The sequence below is a fragment of the Paraburkholderia acidipaludis NBRC 101816 genome (assembly GCF_000684975.1).
Lineage (GTDB): Bacteria > Pseudomonadota > Gammaproteobacteria > Burkholderiales > Burkholderiaceae > Paraburkholderia > Paraburkholderia acidipaludis.
Genome location: NZ_BAXZ01000013.1, coordinates 1 through 15292 on the forward strand (window position 1 = coordinate 1; position 15292 = coordinate 15292).

Genomic DNA, 15292 nt, shown 5'->3' on the forward strand with positions numbered 1-15292 from the left:
CTTTGTGAAGAGCCACCGATACGTCAACATGCCGGAGGTAAGCAACGAGCCTATCAGTCGATTAGAAAAAGCCAGGTATTGCCTCCAAGCACCCAGGCAGCGTGTGTGAGCACCACTACGCGGCAAACCATTCGCCGAAAGCACGCAAGCAGTCCTCAGCGATAGTAGTCGCTCGATTGAGCATGATCTGCTCTTGTGCACAAACCGCCTCTCGCCAGTTCGTCGTAGACACGATTGCTTCAGCGAGTTCAGCAGCGTCGAGCATCGCCAGATTGACGCCAGTGCCCATCGGCGGCATGACATGGGCTGCATCTCCTATCAGCGTCAGTCCCGACTTCACGGGCCATCTCGTACCGGCAGGGAGACTAACGATCGGGCGAATGGCAGCGATTTGATCGGCGTCCTCGATGAGAGAAAGCAGTGCGGGCGCCCAGCCTTCGTATCGAGCCAGAAGGTCGTGCCTGCTCATCCCCGCCAACGCTCGTTCCGGTCGTTCGGCAGTGTCGTTGGTTGTTTTGAGGGCAGCGTACACGCGTACGACGGCATTTCCGTTGCGCTGAGCAAAGATTCCTTTTTCATTGTGAAGTGCGAGGAGCGTACCACGCCCGACCAGTCGGGCAATTGCCGGATGCTTGCGGTCCACTTCAGTAATCCGCAACTCGACAAACGTTACACCGGTATAGAGAGGCCGGACTCCGGTAAGTGCTGTCCTCACTGCCGAGCCAGCGCCATCTGCACCGATGATCAGATCGCATTCATGCACCGCCCCACCTTGCAGACGGACCGCCCAGCGCCGGTTGGCTGCCTCGACGACTTCAACTACGCGAGCGCCCCAGACGACAGTCGCCCGCGGCAGCGGATCAAGCAACATCTTTCGCAGCACGACCCGGTCTATCTCCGGACGTGTTCCGGTTCCCGGATCGGGGATCTCTTCGCGCAGAATCGCGCCTGTGACCGCATCGACAACTCTCTGCTCCTGATCGTCATGCCGGGCAAGAGCAAGAAAGTCCTGCAGCAAACCCGCCTTCTGTAATGCCAGTTGCCCTTCATGGGGGTGCAAATCCAATGTGCCGCCCTGATCTCGCGAAGCCAGCGAGCTATCGGATTCGAATACGGTCACGTCAAATCCGTGGCGCCACAGCATATTACCCGCAGTAAGTCCGGCTGGACCGCCGCCCACAATCACGATAGATGGTTTCGATGCCATGTCGGTTCTGTTGGTCGGTCCCAAGCCAAGAGGCTTGGGATGGCTTCAACCTTACCCTTGAAGAGGGTTGATCGGTTATCGATACTTGGTCAAAATACACTGAAAATCGGCCAACCTTCTATATTCCCGCTATGGCTGCTTGTGACCCAATCAAGGCCAACCCTTCACGCCCGAATGCGAGGGACGCAATGGCGGTGCCCGCACGCGAGTCCTCGCCGAGGGGAAAACGCCGCACCGGATTTCACCAGCATCCAGAAGGTCAGCTCATCTATATCGTGACGGGTCGCTTGCAGATTCGAACCGAGGTCGGTGCGTGGCTGCTGCCGCCAAGACGTGCGATCTGGATCCCACCCGATCTCATGCATACCGGTGACCTGCACGGCGTCAAAGCGTGGTCGCACATTTTGCTACCGTCCAGACTTTGCCGTCTGCTACCAGAGCTACCGCAAGTGCTGGCGGTCGGATCGCTGCTGGAAGCGTTGATCGAGCGCGTCGCACCGTGGGACCATACTGTCGTGCGAACACCTGAAGAAGCGCGGGTCGTCTCTGTGCTGATCGACGAAATCCGCGCGGCAGAGCATGAACCGTTGCACCTTCCCATACCGGGCGACAAGCGCCTGCTCAAGATGGTCAATATCGTGCTGAACGATTTGAGCCGGGAACACTCTTTGGAAGCACTGGCGTCAATGGCCGGCCTGTCGGCGAGAACCGCTCGGCGCCTATTCTCCGCATCGCTCGGCATATCGTTAGCCGAGTGGCGACAGCAGGCGTTGCTCCTGCGTGCGATCGATCTGCTTGCGCAGGGCGAGTCCGTATCGGCAGTGGCAGATGTTTTGGGCTATGCCAGCCCGAGCAATTTCATTGCGATGTTCCGCATTGCTTTTGGCGTGACGCCAGGGAGATATGTCAGGTTTGGCGGCCTGGATGCCTAAGTCGACATCCAGCCAAAAGTGTTCAGTGAGCCAGCGCGGCAAATAGCGCATTTCGTTTGGCGGCTCAAGAACCTGCCACTCACTATCGCTGAGGAGGCGCTTATCCGGACGACTGCTTTGTGCATAATGGGGCCGCCCGCGGCGATAACCGCTCGTCGGGCGCTATCCGGCCATGAAGCCTCATTCGCCATGACCGTTGTCGAAGCGTTCGAACGTCCAACTCTGCATCAGGATCCACCGCCCGTACGCCGATAGTCCCTCGGCGCCACGCCAGATACGCGTTTGAACGCGCTGCTGAACGCGCTTTCCGACGCATATCCCAGCCTGCTCGCGAGAACGGCAATCGGCGTTGCCTCCTGGATCAGGGCGCGCTTCGCCATACGCATGCGCCAGTGCGTCAGCCACGTAAGCGGTGCCATGCCTGCGACCGACTTGAAACGGGTTGCAAACGCAGTGCGCGACATTGCCGCCGCTGCAGCAAGCTCGTCGAGCCGCCAGGCCCTGGCCGGATCCCCGTGCATCAGGCGCAACGCGGGACCAAGCCGGGGGTCGCCGATGACACGCAACCATCCACGGGGGATGTCCGCGCCTGTGTCGAGATGAACGCGTAGCATCTCGACGAATATCAATTGCACGAGGTATGCCGAAGCCAGACTGGCGCCGGGCCTCCCAGCTTCGAACTCCTTCACCAGTCGTGTGAGCAGCCACTGCAGAACACCCGCCTGCTCGCAGTTTGCGCGGATATGAATGAGCGGTGGCAGCACGTCCGTTAGCAGCGCGTCGTTGGCTGGGGCCAGTCTCACGTGGCCGCCGATCTGCGTGCAGCCGCTGCCGTCACCGATCTGCGCAGTCCGCCTCCCACTGCCGGAGAACAGGCTCGTCGCCTCGACGGGTTCGGTGTCCGGGTCGCTTGCGAGGATGAACGAGCGTTCGCCGTTCAGCAAAAAAACATCGCCTTCGCCGACCGCGACCGGCTCGGTCCGAGGCTCGAAGTCGAGCCAGCAACTGCCCTTTACCAGCGCAAAGAACTTGATCTTGTTCGGCTGCGGAAAGCGGATCGCCCACGTGCCGCCGGCGGAGAAGCCGCCTGCCACGACCGGGTGCGCGTCAAGCAGCCGAAGAATGTCCGACAGGGGATCGCCTTCCATTTCTGAACTCATACGACAGTAATCCGGCTTTTTGATTATTCATCGTACCGGAAATCGGGCTCACACTGTATTCAACATTGTTCGCCCAGGAGGGCTCTATGCTGACGCCGCAAAAACCGATCGGTTCGAATTTTGGAGCCGCCACCACTGCCGACGAAGTTATCGCCGGCATTGACCTGTCCGGCAAGGTCGCGATCGTGACCGGCGGCTATTCGGGCCTGGGGCGCGAGACTGCGCGCGTCCTGCGCGCCGCCGGCGCTCGTGTCGTCGTTCCCGCACGCGATATGAAGCGGGCGAGTGCGGCACTGACTGGCATCGACGTGGAAATCGTCCCGATGGACTTGCTCGATCCCGCTTCGATCGATGCCTTTGCCGCGTCGTTTCTCGAAACGACTCGTGCGTTGCACATACTGGTCGACAGCGCTGCCATCATGGCCGTGCCGGAATTGACGCGGGACGCGCGTGGATACGAGTCCCAATTCGCAACGAATCACCTTGGGCATTTTCAACTTGCGCTGCGACTCTTGCCCGCGCTGCGTCGCGCGAATGGCGCACGCGTGGTTTCGGTTTCGTCGGTGGGTCATCGTTATTCGCCGGTGTTTCTCGACGACCCACATTACGATCGGCGTCCGTACGATCCGTGGACGGGATATGGGCAGTCGAAGACGGCCAACATCCTCTTTTCGGTCGCGCTCGATGAGCGGGAGAAGAGCCACGGCATCCGCGCATTTTCGGTGCATCCGGGTGCCATCGTCGATACGGGCCTTGGGAAATACGTTTCGCGTGAGCAGCTGGTCACCGCAGGTGTTCTCGATGCACAAGGCAAGCCGATACGCGATCCGGCAAGGCAGCTCAAGACGGTTGGGCAAGGCGCGGCCACACAGGTCTGGTGCGCGACGAGCCCGCTGCTCGACGGTAGGGGTGGGGTGTACTGCGAAAACGTCGATGTGGCTCCACTGATGGCGGCGCGGCCCGAAATCGCTGATATGGCCGATGCCATGCGGCTCGTCGGCGTGGCGTCGTACGCCGTCGATCGCGCGATTGCCGACGGGCTGTGGACGCTCGGCGAAAAGTTGCTCGGCATCCAGCCGGCATGACGTCACCGAGTTGCTTCTTTTGTGGGTGGCTGTCGTCCGCATAGGTAAAGTCGGGAATCTGCTGCGTATTCGAAAAAAGAGTGGGCCGTTTGACTTCGAAAGCGACAGCTGAAGTCGTACCGGCTCGACCAACTGCTCCGGGTTTATTGTGCGACAACCGGCCGCAGCCAGGCTGCGGGTGAAATCTGAAAATGCTAGACTCCTATCGGAAAATTTTATGTAATCTGGATGAGTTTGCACGCGCACCGTCGATTGACTGCCTGGTTCGGCATGATCGCCATATGGCTGATCGTGCTGGCGCCTGTCGTCAGTCAGTTGATTGTTGCGGCCAGAAATGCTGAGCCTGTCGCGGCGATGTGCGCGGCGACTACGCCGTCCACCGACACACGGCCTGGTCATGGCAATGGCATGGTCGCCTGCGGCTATTGCGATCTGCTGGCCGATCACGCCACGTTACCGACCATTGCTCCTCCGCTGCCGATTCTCGTCATGCTCGTGACGCTGGTCGCGCTGTCCGTTCCGTCCACCCGCTTCACGCCGCTCGGCGCCTTTCCGTCCGGAAGACCGCGCGCGCCCCCCGCTTTTTCCCGATCGTAATCTCCGGCCCCACGCGACGCCCGACCGGCGCGTAGTGGGCACGTCGAGCCGCCATGCGGCGCGACGAATCGCGAATCGAGAAAACACAAAAAATGAAGCGCTCTCTGCTCACCACCTCGGTGGCGTTGATGCTGCCCGCCCAACTGGCTTTCGCCGATAGCTCGGGCGCGCCGGCCGTACTACCGCAGATCGTCGTCAGCGCCAGCCGCGACGAGGCAACCCTCGCGGAAATGCCCCAGAGCACGACCATCATCACCCGGCAGCAGATCGACAACAGCCCCGCACAATCGCTCGACCAGTTGCTGCGCAACGTCGCGGGCATCAACCTCAGCACCGTCCCGGCGACCTCGAAGGATCCGACCGGGCAATCTCTCGGCATGCGCGGCCTCGGCAATTCGACCGTGCTCGTCCTGCTGGACGGCGTGCCGATCATGGACCCGTTCTATGGAACCGTGCAGTGGTTCAAGGTGCCGCTCGACAACATTGACCGCATCGAGATCGTGCGCGGCGGATCGGTCGTGTGGGGCAATATGGCGGTCGGAGGCGTGATCAACATCCTTACACGCAAACCAACAGACAATCGCACGACAGTGTCGGCAAGCTACGGCAGTTTCGGCACGAAAAACGTGTCGTTGAACCAGAACCTCAAGGTCAACGACGCCCTGGCTTTCAATTTTTCCGTCAGCCAGCTCGATTCGCCGGGCTACCAGTTGACCCCATCGGCCTACCTCTGGCGCTTCCCGGACAAAGGGCCGATCTGGACCCGTGACACCAATGCGCAGTTGACGGCTTATCTGCATCCTTCGGCCGACCTGCAGGGTTACCTGCGTTTCGGCTATCACGTCAACAACGAAGAAATCTCGTACCAGTACGGACAGAACAAGCAGACCAGCCCGGACTTCGCGGCAAGTCTCACCAAAACGCTCGACAAGCAAAGCTCGGTGACCGCGACCGCCTGGGCGCAGGAAGTGTCGTTCGACAAGTACAACGGCGCGACGTGTTACTGGAAGCCCGCGGGCGGCTGCCTGTCGTTGTCCTCTACGTTGACGGGCCTGCCTGCCTCGGCGGCGGATGATCCCGTCGACCAGTACTACACGCAGTACGGCGACCAGAGCTATCACGAGAGCGGGTTTTCGACGACGTATTCGAGAACGATCGGCAAAATATGGCGGGATATCCAGGTGGGTGCAGATTATCGGCGCCTGAGTGCGTCCGACAGTGAATCGATCTACAACACGCCGACCGTTTATGGCCTGCCGACCGGGTCATTGGCGGCATCAGTGTCCGGCAGCGGCGTGCAGAGCTACGGCGGCCTGTTTCTGCAGACCCGGATCGCGCCGATAGAGTCGCTCCTCATCACGCTTGCCGGGCGGCTGGACCGCTTCTCCAGCGACATCGCGTCGACCGAGGGGGGCAATCCACAGCTCGGCGGCGGGACCACCAAAACCCGGTTCGATCCGAGCGTTTCGGCGCGCTACTTCATCAACGACGACCTGTCGCTGCGCGCTTCGGTAAACGAAACATTTCGCGGCCCAGGGTTGAACAATAGCCTTCGCTCCTATGGAAGCGCCTCCTCGACGCCCTCGATCGCCGATCCCTCTCTCGTTCCGCAGGACATGCTGGAGCGGGAGATTGGCCTCGACTACGATCGTGGCGGACTGGATCTGAGCGCGACGTACTTCTTCTACACGATCCACAACACGATCCTGTCGACGACGAGCCCTGCATCAGGCGCGCCGTCCGCCTATCAGCAGCAACTGTGCGAGGACTTCCTTGCGGGCTCGGAGAGCACCTCCTGCAACTTCTACAGCAATGCCGGCAATGAGCGATCCCAGGGCCTCGAGCTGATCGGTTCGTACAAGATCTCGCCGCGTCTGAGCTTCAACGGATCGTTTACGTTCACCGACGCCGTCCTCACCAGCACGTCCACGAACACGCCGACTGGCGTTCAGATTACCGGCATCCCCAGGCTGGTCGGCAACTTCGGTGTCACCTGGAGTCCGCTAAGCAAGCTCACCCTCGAGGCCCAGGCCCATTACATCGGGCGGATGAACTACTACAGTTCGGTGACAGCCGGCACCTATTCGCAAGGGTCAAACACCGTATTCGATATCGGCTGCAGCTATCAGATCACGCCTGCCATCGATCTGACTCTGGCCGTGAACAACCTGTTCAATCGAACCTACACCGATAACACCTGGACATATAACGAGCCGTACACGCAGACGCTGTCACCGCCTCGCATGGCCTTCGTCGGCATGCAAGCGTCGTTCTGATCTTACGAACAAGCACGGAGAACACGATGCCCCTGCCAGAAATTCGCTTCCGGACCCTCGTATCGATTGCCATCGCGATGCTGATCGCGCTGCTGTTTGCAGGCAATGCCGGCGCGCAGACGATGCCCGGCATGTCCATGATGCCCCACATGGCGGCTCATCCCTGCGAGTCGGTGCAACCCCTTGGGTGTGCCGACTCGGCGACCCCGGCGTTTGCGCCAGATGGCACATTGCTGCTGGCCTGGACGCAGGACCAGAAAGTCTGGTTCGCCCGCTCGAAGGATCTCGGGCAAAGCTGGACGCTGCCCGTGCGCATCGGGGACGTTAGTTCGGGCTTCGACGGCGGCGGCGACGCGCGGCCGCAACTGGTCGCTGACACGACGGGGCACGTGCTGATTGCGTACGACACGTTCAAGGACCAGCACTGGAACGCGGAAATCTGGTTGGCCACCTCATCTGACGGCGGCGTTCATTTCGACGCGCCGCGTGTATTCGAACCGGCGGCTGTGAGCCAGCGGCTTCCGGTGCTCGACGTGACGGCATCCGGCAAGATCCTGATGGTCTGGCAAGACAAGCGCCTGAGCGGGCCGCAAAAGCTTCCGGGTGCATCCATCGCCTATGCCTGGTCCACCGATGGCGGGCGGACGTTCTCGCCGTCGGCACTCGCGGCGGACGCCAGTTGCGAGTGCTGCCGCATCGGCGTGACGAATACGCCCGACGGCTCGCCGATTCTGGCGTTCCGGACCATCTTCCCTGGCGAGGTACGCGACCATGTGACCCTTCGCTTTCTGCCTTCGGGGTTGCCGGACAAGCCGCAGCGGGTCTCGGTCGACGACTGGGTGACCGACGCCTGTCCGCATCAGGGACCGTCGATTGCGGTCTCGGGAAACGGGACGATACACGTCGCCTGGTACACGCAGGGCAAGGCGCGGCAGGGCTTGTTCTACGCAAGATCGAACGGCAGCGGGACGGCCTTCGGCGATCCGCAGCGTCTCGGCAAACCGGACGACGTCACCTCGCGCCCGTTCGTGTTCGCGCATGGCGATCAGGTGTGGCGAGTCTGGAAGACATTCGATGGCCACACTTCCCAGGTGCTGACCCAGCGTTCGGGCAACGACGGCCGCGACTGGAGCGCACCGGAGATCATCGACGGCGCGATGGGCCACTCGGACCATCCGCTGCTGATCGGCAACAAGGAACATGTGTTCCTGTCGTGGCTAAGCAGTGAGCACGGCTATCAACTCGTCGAACTGAAGGACCCGCAATGAAGCGCCGTCAAATCCTGCTCGCGTTTGCGGGCCTGTCGATCTGCAAATTCGCGGGAGCCGCCGGGCTGCAGTGGTATGACGCAGACAGCTGGAACATGCTGATGCATGCGCATGCGTCGCGCCCCTGGATCGTCCATCTGTGGGGAATGAGCTGCGATCCGTGCCGAAAGGAAATGCCAGCGTGGGGGCAGTTCGTGCATGACCATCCGGCAGCCCAGGTCACATTCATCGAAGTCGAGCAGGCCGCGCCACCGGAGATCCAGTCTGCGCTCGCTCAGGCTGGGCTCACCAACAGCGATCAGTGGCTCAGCGCGAACGGATTCGACTCCTCCCAGCGCTATGCGATCGACCGTCACTGGGGAGGAGAGATTCCGTTTACCTTGCTCATTTCGCCGGATGGCAAGGTCCAGACCGTCACAGGAACGATGGACTTTCGGCGGCTTGCCGCCTGGGCTGGCGCACAAAAGAGGCCATAGCGAGGGGATGGATAAAACCGATTAGCGAGTTCATTTGCTCCCAGGAAACGAAAGTGAAGTCCACGTCACAAGGCGCTTCCCCTGCAATAGCGTCCAGAGCAAATTACCGCCTGGCCGGCGTAACGGTGATTGTCGCAGCGCTGCATCTGGCGCTCGCGGCACTCGTGCTGACGAAGCGCGATCAAACCCCTGTCGTCGCGCCGGAATCTCATGTGATCACCGCCGAACTGCTGCAACCGGAACCGGTTGCAGCAGCCACGGCAATTCAGTCGACGCCAGTCGTCCCGCCGAAGTCCGCACCAGTCGTCGCGCGAGCAAAACCGAAGGAACGAAGCGAACCGAAGCCGAAACTCTCCCCGGCTCCTGGAGCGCACACGCCGGTTCCATCGCACCAACGGGTGCAAACTCAGGCACCCATCGCTTCGCCCCCGCCGCCGACGGCATCCGCGGCGGCATCGGAGCCGGTATCCGGGACCTCGTTGTCAGGCAAATCTGTGATGGCCCTGAACGTGCCGAAGAACGTCTCTCACCTCGACTGCCGGATAGTCGCACCCGACTATCCGGCCCGGTCGAAACGACTCGGTGAAACTGGCACAGCATACGTTCGTTTCGTAGTCGGCCTCACCGGCCAGATTGAAGACGTCGAACTGAAGCAGAGCAGTGGGTTCGACCGCCTCGACGCCGCGGCACTCGACGCGATGCACGCAAGCTCGTGCAAGCCATACCTGGAGAATGGCGTGCCGGTGCGCGCCACCTATACACAACCCTTCTACTTTGCTTTAGGTGATTGAAGCTGGCAGACCGCTCGCACAAGGAATTGCAATGCAAAACTATGGGATTGCCCATTTATGGGCGCAAGGAGATTTCGTGACGCGTGCCATCGCGGTCACGCTCATGATCATGTCGATCCTTTCATGGAGCGTGATCGCCGTAAAAGCATGGAATGTCGTTGCACTGAAGCGACTGACAAGGAGTGCCGAACAATCGTTCTGGTACTCGGATGACTTCGCCGAAGGTATCGCAAAACTTGATAGCGGCACGCGCGGCGACAACCCGTTCCTCGCGCTGGCGCTGTCGGGCCAGGAAGCCGCGAGACATCATCGGCAGACGCAGCAACAGTTGCGCGACCGCATGGACGTTTCGGATTGGATAACGCGCTGTCTCAAGGACACCATGGACGATTCGGTTGCGAAAATGCAGAGCGGTCTCGCCATCCTCGCCTCGATCGGCAGTACGGCCCCGTTCGTTGGCCTGTTCGGCACGGTATGGGGCATCTATCATGCGCTGCTGGTTATCGGCGAGACGGGCCAGACGTCCATTGGCGCGGTCGCTGGCCCGGTTGGAGAGGCGCTGATCATGACGGCATTCGGACTCTTCGCCGCCATTCCAGCCGTGCTCGGTTACAACGCGCTCACACGCGCGAACCGGAGCATCGTGACCCGATTGAACCGATTTGCGCATAGCCTGCATGCATTCTTCGTAACGGGTGAGCGGCTGTCGCCGATGAACGGCGATCTGCGCGTGGCCGCGCGGCGACAATGGCGGTAATGGCAGAGGTTTCCAATGGCAACGAATCCCTTTACCAACGATGAGGACGATGGCTTGATGAGTGAAATCAACATGACGCCGCTAGTCGATGTCATGCTCGTCCTGCTGATCGTGTTCATGGTGACGATACCCGTGATCCATCACGCGGTTCGAATCGATCTGCCTCGTGCGAGCAGTCAGAGGGAGGACACAAAGCCCACCCACGTCGATGTCACGATCAAGGCGGACGGCACGGTGTTGTGGAACGGCATGCCTGTCGACGAAAACACATTGCGTGGAAAGATTGCGACGGCTGCGCAGGCTCAGCCGCAACCGGAACTGCATCTGAGCGCGGATCGCAGGGTCATGTATGAGAAAGTCGCACAGATCATGTCGGCGGCTCAGCGTGGAGGACTCGCGAAGATCGGCTTCGTAACTGCTCCGGAGCCAAAATGAAATCTCGCCGATGCCTGGCGACAATTGATGTTGTCCTGATTCCCTCCCGAATTCCAGACAGGAGATGAACCATACACGGCGTTCTTCGCTCGATCACGATTGTCTTTCTTTTTTTGCGATGTCGCTCTCCGCATTGCTGGATTCGCTCGATGCTGGGCGACGTGCCGTCAGGTGGCTATTTCAAGCTGATGAACATGAGCGATAATCCAGTCGGCTTTGTAGGCGCCAGCACGGATGCGTTCGGTATGAACATACCGCATCAGACGCAGACCAACGGTTCCATCTCGAAAATGATCATGGTGGACAAGGCTACTGTACCCGCCACCGGAACGCTCGCATTCGCGCCGGGCGGCTATCACGTCATGTTTGAAATGATGAGGAAGCCGCTTGCGGTCGGCTCGACGATTCCCGTGACATTCACGTTCAGCGACGGCGAGAAAATTCAGGTGCGGTGCGTTGTGAAAAACGCGGCGGGATAATAAGCGCATCCGCATGTTGGTGAGTTGGCCGCCAGACATCGCCCGGACCTGGCGGCTGGTTGAGTTCATAAACCGGCCGCCCGATTTGCTGAAATTGGTAGACCGCTTCGGGTCGTTTATGCTACCTGCGTGAGAGCCCATGCCCGAGGCAATCTTCGCGCTCAATCGTCGGTCGCTAGCCGGCTGCGGTGTCCATTCCATCTCGGCCAGTTCCGGACTGTCGACACGACACCGTGCATCGCCAACAATCTGCGACAAGTTACCTAACTGACCAAATCGTCGCGATAACATGATTTCAATACCTGCTGAGGGTTACAAAATTCGGGCTAACCATCGATTCAAGCTGGCCTGAACATTGGTGGGTGATCCGCAACCGCGCGGGCGCTGGATCGCGGGCCTGCTTCGCAGTCAGTCCTGAACGATCCAGAATGCCATCAGACAAAGCACGACACACGCCGCGAAAGACGCTTTGTTCAGTGCCAATCCGAACCAGAGGATAAATCCGTACCCCCTGAAGATCGGCGGAAGCACCGCTGTCAGCCGCCCCCAGCGCATCTTCCCGAGCACGCCCCCAAGCGCAACAAGCAGAGAGTAGGCCGCCCAGGCCGGGCCGCCACAGGCGAGGCCGATGTCCCCCAGATTCGGTGCGACCAGCAATACCGCCGTTGGGGCGGCCACGACGAGCCACGCCAGCAGCGCCGCGCGATGCACGCGTTTCGACCTCGCGACAATCCCACCACAGACCTGCTGCACCATGGCGGCACACTGCGCCGGCCTGCGACCACGATCCGACGTGGGTCGGCCGGCTCGCAAGCCAGAAAAAACCCTTCGAGCGCACGACTCCCGGCCATTCGCTGTTGACGAGATCCCAGAAACGTTGCGGATGCATCGGTCGCCTCGCGCGCCAGACAAAGCTACGGATGCCGTACTCCTCGGTTTCCAGCACATGCTCGCCGCGCAGTTCCTTGAGCCATCCTGGCGCCTTTGACGCCTCATCGAAATCGAACAGCTTCGTTCCCAGCACCTTTTCGAGCGGCACCTTGCCGAACTCCGCGAATTCGATCTTCGCGCGCGGATTCAGGCCATGCAGGATCGCCACCAGCCGTTCGCAGTCGGCATCGCCGATCAGATCCACCTTGTTGAGCACGATGGAGGTTTTGGCCCGCGCAAGTGATCACCTCGAAAGCTTGTTGAGCGCGCAGCGCACGATATGCGCTCCGCAGACAGCCACCTACGGATTGGACGGTAGCCTAATTCCCTGGTCGACCGGGGACATAGCCCGGCTGGCGCGGTTGCTTCAGAGTCCGACGTGAACCGACGACGCACCGGTATGAGGAAGCTGCCCGCAAATTTCATACGGTTGGTCTGCGCGGAGGTAACCAGCTTTGGAACTGGGACCACACCGGCACGCCTGCGTTGTCAGAGAAGAGAATTAGCGCTTGCTGGCCGCCGCTGCTCGCAGGCAAAGGAACGCCAGGTCGCGCCACCAGTGATTCAATACCGTCCAATGATGCGATAGCGGGTGTCGCGCGCTAAACTGCGTCCGGAAAGAACCATGCATAACGCACGCACACACCGAATGCGACGTTGGCAATCACGCCCTCCAAACGAAAAACCATGGACATTCTCGTCAGTTACGAACATAGCCTGGCGTCTGCTCCGGAAAAGTTCATTGCTCAGGTTCCCTCACAGCTCGTGAGCAATGTCCCGGCGAACGTTCCGCGTGCCTTGCTGCCCGAGTACATCGCCAACCTGATCGTCGAGCGCTCCCCGTCAATCGGCAAGATCCGCAATCTCAGGATTCTTTAGGCTCAGCCCTTCCCACTACGTCGGGCGAACGCCTGACCATGACTGGCTTCGTGCGATCTCAGGAAACACAGAAGAGATGCTGCTGCCTCACGTCGCGCGCTGGTGGCAACGACGGCTTCTCGCGTCGTGTGGCGGTGCGTCGACGAGCAACACGACGCGCGTGAGCGATCAGCTCAAAACTCCCGCCCGCAAAACCAAGCGCAAGCCTGAACCGTATCAAACCATCTGGCCCGGAACCGGACTGTACCCGCAACGATGCACGCAGGTCGAGCCGACGGGCACGGTCCGCGAGTTGCGCCCAGCTCATGCCGGGCCACGAGATCGAGATCAGCCGATCGACTGCGTGCGGAACGGCCTCAGGTGCGCAATCGGCAGGCAACGCCAGCGAAACAATCTCGAAGCGATGGGCCATGATATTTAAGGCACGCGGACACGCGTCCGCGCTTCTTTATGGAAATGCACGATGACGCACAAAGAGAACTGAGCGATCAGTCGTAGCGGGCCGGGATGCAGTGTGGTCCCTGTGAAGCTCCTTCAGCTACGACTGTATCCTCCGTTACGCCGCGGCAACTTCAGGTGTGGTACCGGCTTCCAGTGCAGGCGGTGCCTTTCTGGCGGCGACGTTGCGGGGCGCCGAAGTCTCTTTCGCTGGCGCCGCGGCTTTGCGCACGCGAGCACCGTTGCCCGGCGCAGCAGCACGTCGGCCAGCCGCTTTCTTCGTAACTGCCGGCGTGCTGACTGCCTTCTTCGCGACAACACGCTTCGCGGAAACCTTCTTTGCAGGCGCCGCCTTTAAACCGGCATCCTTCTTTTTCGCACCCGCCTCAATCAGGAATTTCGAGCGATCCTTCACATCGCGGATCCAGGCCGGTGCGCGTCCACGACCAGTCCACGTTGCGCCCGTTTTCGGATCAGCATATTTGGGAGCAGCGTGGTGGACGTTCACATGCGGGGTTTTGGCTGCCGCCTTTGCACCCGAAGTCCCCGTTTTTCCGCCGCGCTTTTTTCCGACGAAGCTCTCAATGTCAGCAATGCTCAGGCCATGCTTGTGCATCAGATCACGGATCTTCGTCAGCCCTTCCGACGTCTGCTTTTCGGCGATCGTCGCTGCCTGTTTCTGCAGCTTCGCAATTTTCAGATTGATCGCGTCCAGAGTAACCATTTCCTGCTCCTTGCTGTGGGGTTTGCCGTTCTTGCAATCCTGGAACTTCCCTGGCAGACCGAAATTCGGCTTGCCCTTCAGTGTTGATGCCATCGTCGCGGTGGTGATTATGACTTTATCCGTTCACGCGCGCAAATTGCGGGCGCAAGCTCAACGATCTAAAAGCGAGCGGAAATTGGATGGAGCGCGCCCGGACCTGTTTGACTGTACTGAAACGACTCTTTTGATCATCAAGCGTTACAAAGCAATTCTCGTTGGCTCATCGTGCTGCCGATTCGCCATCACATGCGAAGTTGTATTCAGCCATCACTCCCCTCATCAACGCGTTCTTTCGCGGACAGCCGCCGAGTCCAAAAACTGAAGGCGTCACGAAGAGAAATATTTCACAGCGTCGGTCGCTCTGTTGAATAAAAACTCGCCCGCAGAAGGAACGCCAATGGCCAGTGGACTCCGGGGAGCGGTAGCGAGTCGTGCCGGGCGCAAAGCGTGGTCGTGAGCTGCTATCCGAAAGAAATAGGCAAAACAGTTGGCGCTTTCGCTTCCGCCCGCAGCACGACGTTGGGTGTGCCTGCGTGGCGCCATCAAGTCTTCGGGCATCGGTTTTCGTATTCATGCCCATATAACGAATCACGCACTATTTGGTGCACCAGTCAGTAACCGTGTACAGGCGCCGATCCAGAACATCACACATAACACCGGGTGCAATGCAGACGGTCTTTTCCGCGAATCCGCTGCCATGCTGCCAACCCGACAGCACAGCGATACCGATCGAGGTCAGCATTGCGAAAAGAGCCACCGCCAGGCAGACGAGTTCGTCCAGACGTAGATGGCGCTGAACAGGTACCACCGCGTCTGCCT

Annotated in this window: 15 protein-coding genes and 1 pseudogene; 11 read left to right on the forward strand and 5 right to left on the reverse strand. The window is 60.3% G+C overall.

The genetic code is table 11. The features are described from left to right. Window positions 1-115: 115 nt before the first annotated feature. Entirely contained in the window at window positions 116-1207 is a 1092-nt protein-coding gene (locus tag BAC01S_RS33865) for an FAD-dependent oxidoreductase (protein WP_043202447.1), read from the reverse strand. 188 nt (window positions 1208-1395) lie between these two features. Here BAC01S_RS33865 and BAC01S_RS15870 point away from each other — a divergent pair, with 188 nt between their 5' ends. After that, window positions 1396-2139: an AraC family transcriptional regulator gene (locus BAC01S_RS15870; protein ID WP_027795660.1), complete on the forward strand. Its 744-nt coding sequence runs from the start codon at window positions 1396-1398 to the stop codon at window positions 2137-2139. A gap of 227 nt (window positions 2140-2366) precedes the next feature. Here the strand turns inward: BAC01S_RS15870 and BAC01S_RS15875 are convergent, their stop codons facing one another. Then, window positions 2367-3299 carry an AraC family transcriptional regulator gene (locus BAC01S_RS15875; protein WP_027795661.1) on the reverse strand — a complete coding sequence of 311 codons (933 nt, stop codon included), beginning with the start codon at window positions 3297-3299 and terminating at the stop codon, window positions 2367-2369. A gap of 86 nt (window positions 3300-3385) precedes the next feature. Here BAC01S_RS15875 and BAC01S_RS15880 point away from each other — a divergent pair, with 86 nt between their 5' ends. The 9 genes from BAC01S_RS15880 (at window position 3386) to BAC01S_RS31450 (ending at window position 11463) form a co-directional block, all read left to right on the forward strand. Beyond that, complete coding sequence (locus BAC01S_RS15880) at window positions 3386-4384, forward strand: SDR family NAD(P)-dependent oxidoreductase (protein ID WP_027795662.1); 999 nt, start codon at window positions 3386-3388, stop codon at window positions 4382-4384. A gap of 252 nt (window positions 4385-4636) precedes the next feature. Further along, complete coding sequence (locus tag BAC01S_RS15885; protein ID WP_322786894.1) at window positions 4637-4981, forward strand: DUF2946 domain-containing protein; 345 nt, start codon at window positions 4637-4639, stop codon at window positions 4979-4981. Between the two features lie 53 nt (window positions 4982-5034). Then, window positions 5035-7257: a TonB-dependent receptor gene (locus BAC01S_RS15890; protein WP_027795664.1), complete on the forward strand. Its 2223-nt coding sequence runs from the start codon at window positions 5035-5037 to the stop codon at window positions 7255-7257. A gap of 77 nt (window positions 7258-7334) precedes the next feature. Then, window positions 7335-8525: an exo-alpha-sialidase gene (locus BAC01S_RS15895; RefSeq protein ID WP_156954424.1), complete on the forward strand. Its 1191-nt coding sequence runs from the start codon at window positions 7335-7337 to the stop codon at window positions 8523-8525. Then, window positions 8522-9001 carry a TlpA disulfide reductase family protein gene (locus tag BAC01S_RS31445; RefSeq protein ID WP_052408758.1) on the forward strand — a complete coding sequence of 160 codons (480 nt, stop codon included), beginning with the start codon at window positions 8522-8524 and terminating at the stop codon, window positions 8999-9001. Before BAC01S_RS15895 ends, BAC01S_RS31445 begins: the two co-directional genes overlap by 4 nt. Window positions 9002-9054: 53 nt before the next feature. Beyond that, window positions 9055-9792, forward strand: coding sequence for an energy transducer TonB (locus tag BAC01S_RS15905; RefSeq protein WP_245616598.1), 738 nt, complete (start codon window positions 9055-9057; stop codon window positions 9790-9792). A gap of 31 nt (window positions 9793-9823) precedes the next feature. Further along, window positions 9824-10549 (forward strand): MotA/TolQ/ExbB proton channel family protein, encoded by a 726-nt coding sequence (locus BAC01S_RS15910; protein WP_027795667.1) that lies wholly within the window; start codon window positions 9824-9826, stop codon window positions 10547-10549. Between the two features lie 15 nt (window positions 10550-10564). Beyond that, window positions 10565-10984, forward strand: a complete 420-nt coding sequence (locus tag BAC01S_RS15915) for an ExbD/TolR family protein (RefSeq protein ID WP_027795668.1) — start codon at window positions 10565-10567, stop codon at window positions 10982-10984. Between the two features lie 113 nt (window positions 10985-11097). Beyond that, entirely contained in the window at window positions 11098-11463 is a 366-nt protein-coding gene (locus BAC01S_RS31450; protein ID WP_281175915.1) for a copper chaperone PCu(A)C, read from the forward strand. 733 nt (window positions 11464-12196) lie between these two features. On the opposite strand, the pseudogene BAC01S_RS33870 reads toward BAC01S_RS31450, so the two are convergent. Continuing rightward, window positions 12197-12613 (reverse strand): annotated as a pseudogene (locus BAC01S_RS33870) (GTP-binding protein); the annotation flags it as partial. Window positions 12614-13080: 467 nt separating this feature from the next. On the opposite strand from BAC01S_RS33870, the gene BAC01S_RS15930 reads away from it, so the two are divergent. Further along, a complete protein-coding gene (locus BAC01S_RS15930; protein WP_027795670.1) occupies window positions 13081-13272 on the forward strand; it encodes a hypothetical protein in 192 nt (63 codons plus the stop codon). 58 nt (window positions 13273-13330) lie between these two features. Here BAC01S_RS15930 and BAC01S_RS33875 read toward each other — a convergent pair whose 3' ends face one another. Next, complete coding sequence (locus BAC01S_RS33875; RefSeq protein WP_084168607.1) at window positions 13331-13684, reverse strand: hypothetical protein; 354 nt, start codon at window positions 13682-13684, stop codon at window positions 13331-13333. Window positions 13685-13828: 144 nt separating this feature from the next. Further along, window positions 13829-14527 (reverse strand): H-NS histone family protein, encoded by a 699-nt coding sequence (locus tag BAC01S_RS35805; protein ID WP_281175916.1) that lies wholly within the window; start codon window positions 14525-14527, stop codon window positions 13829-13831. Window positions 14528-15292: the final 765 nt, after the last annotated feature.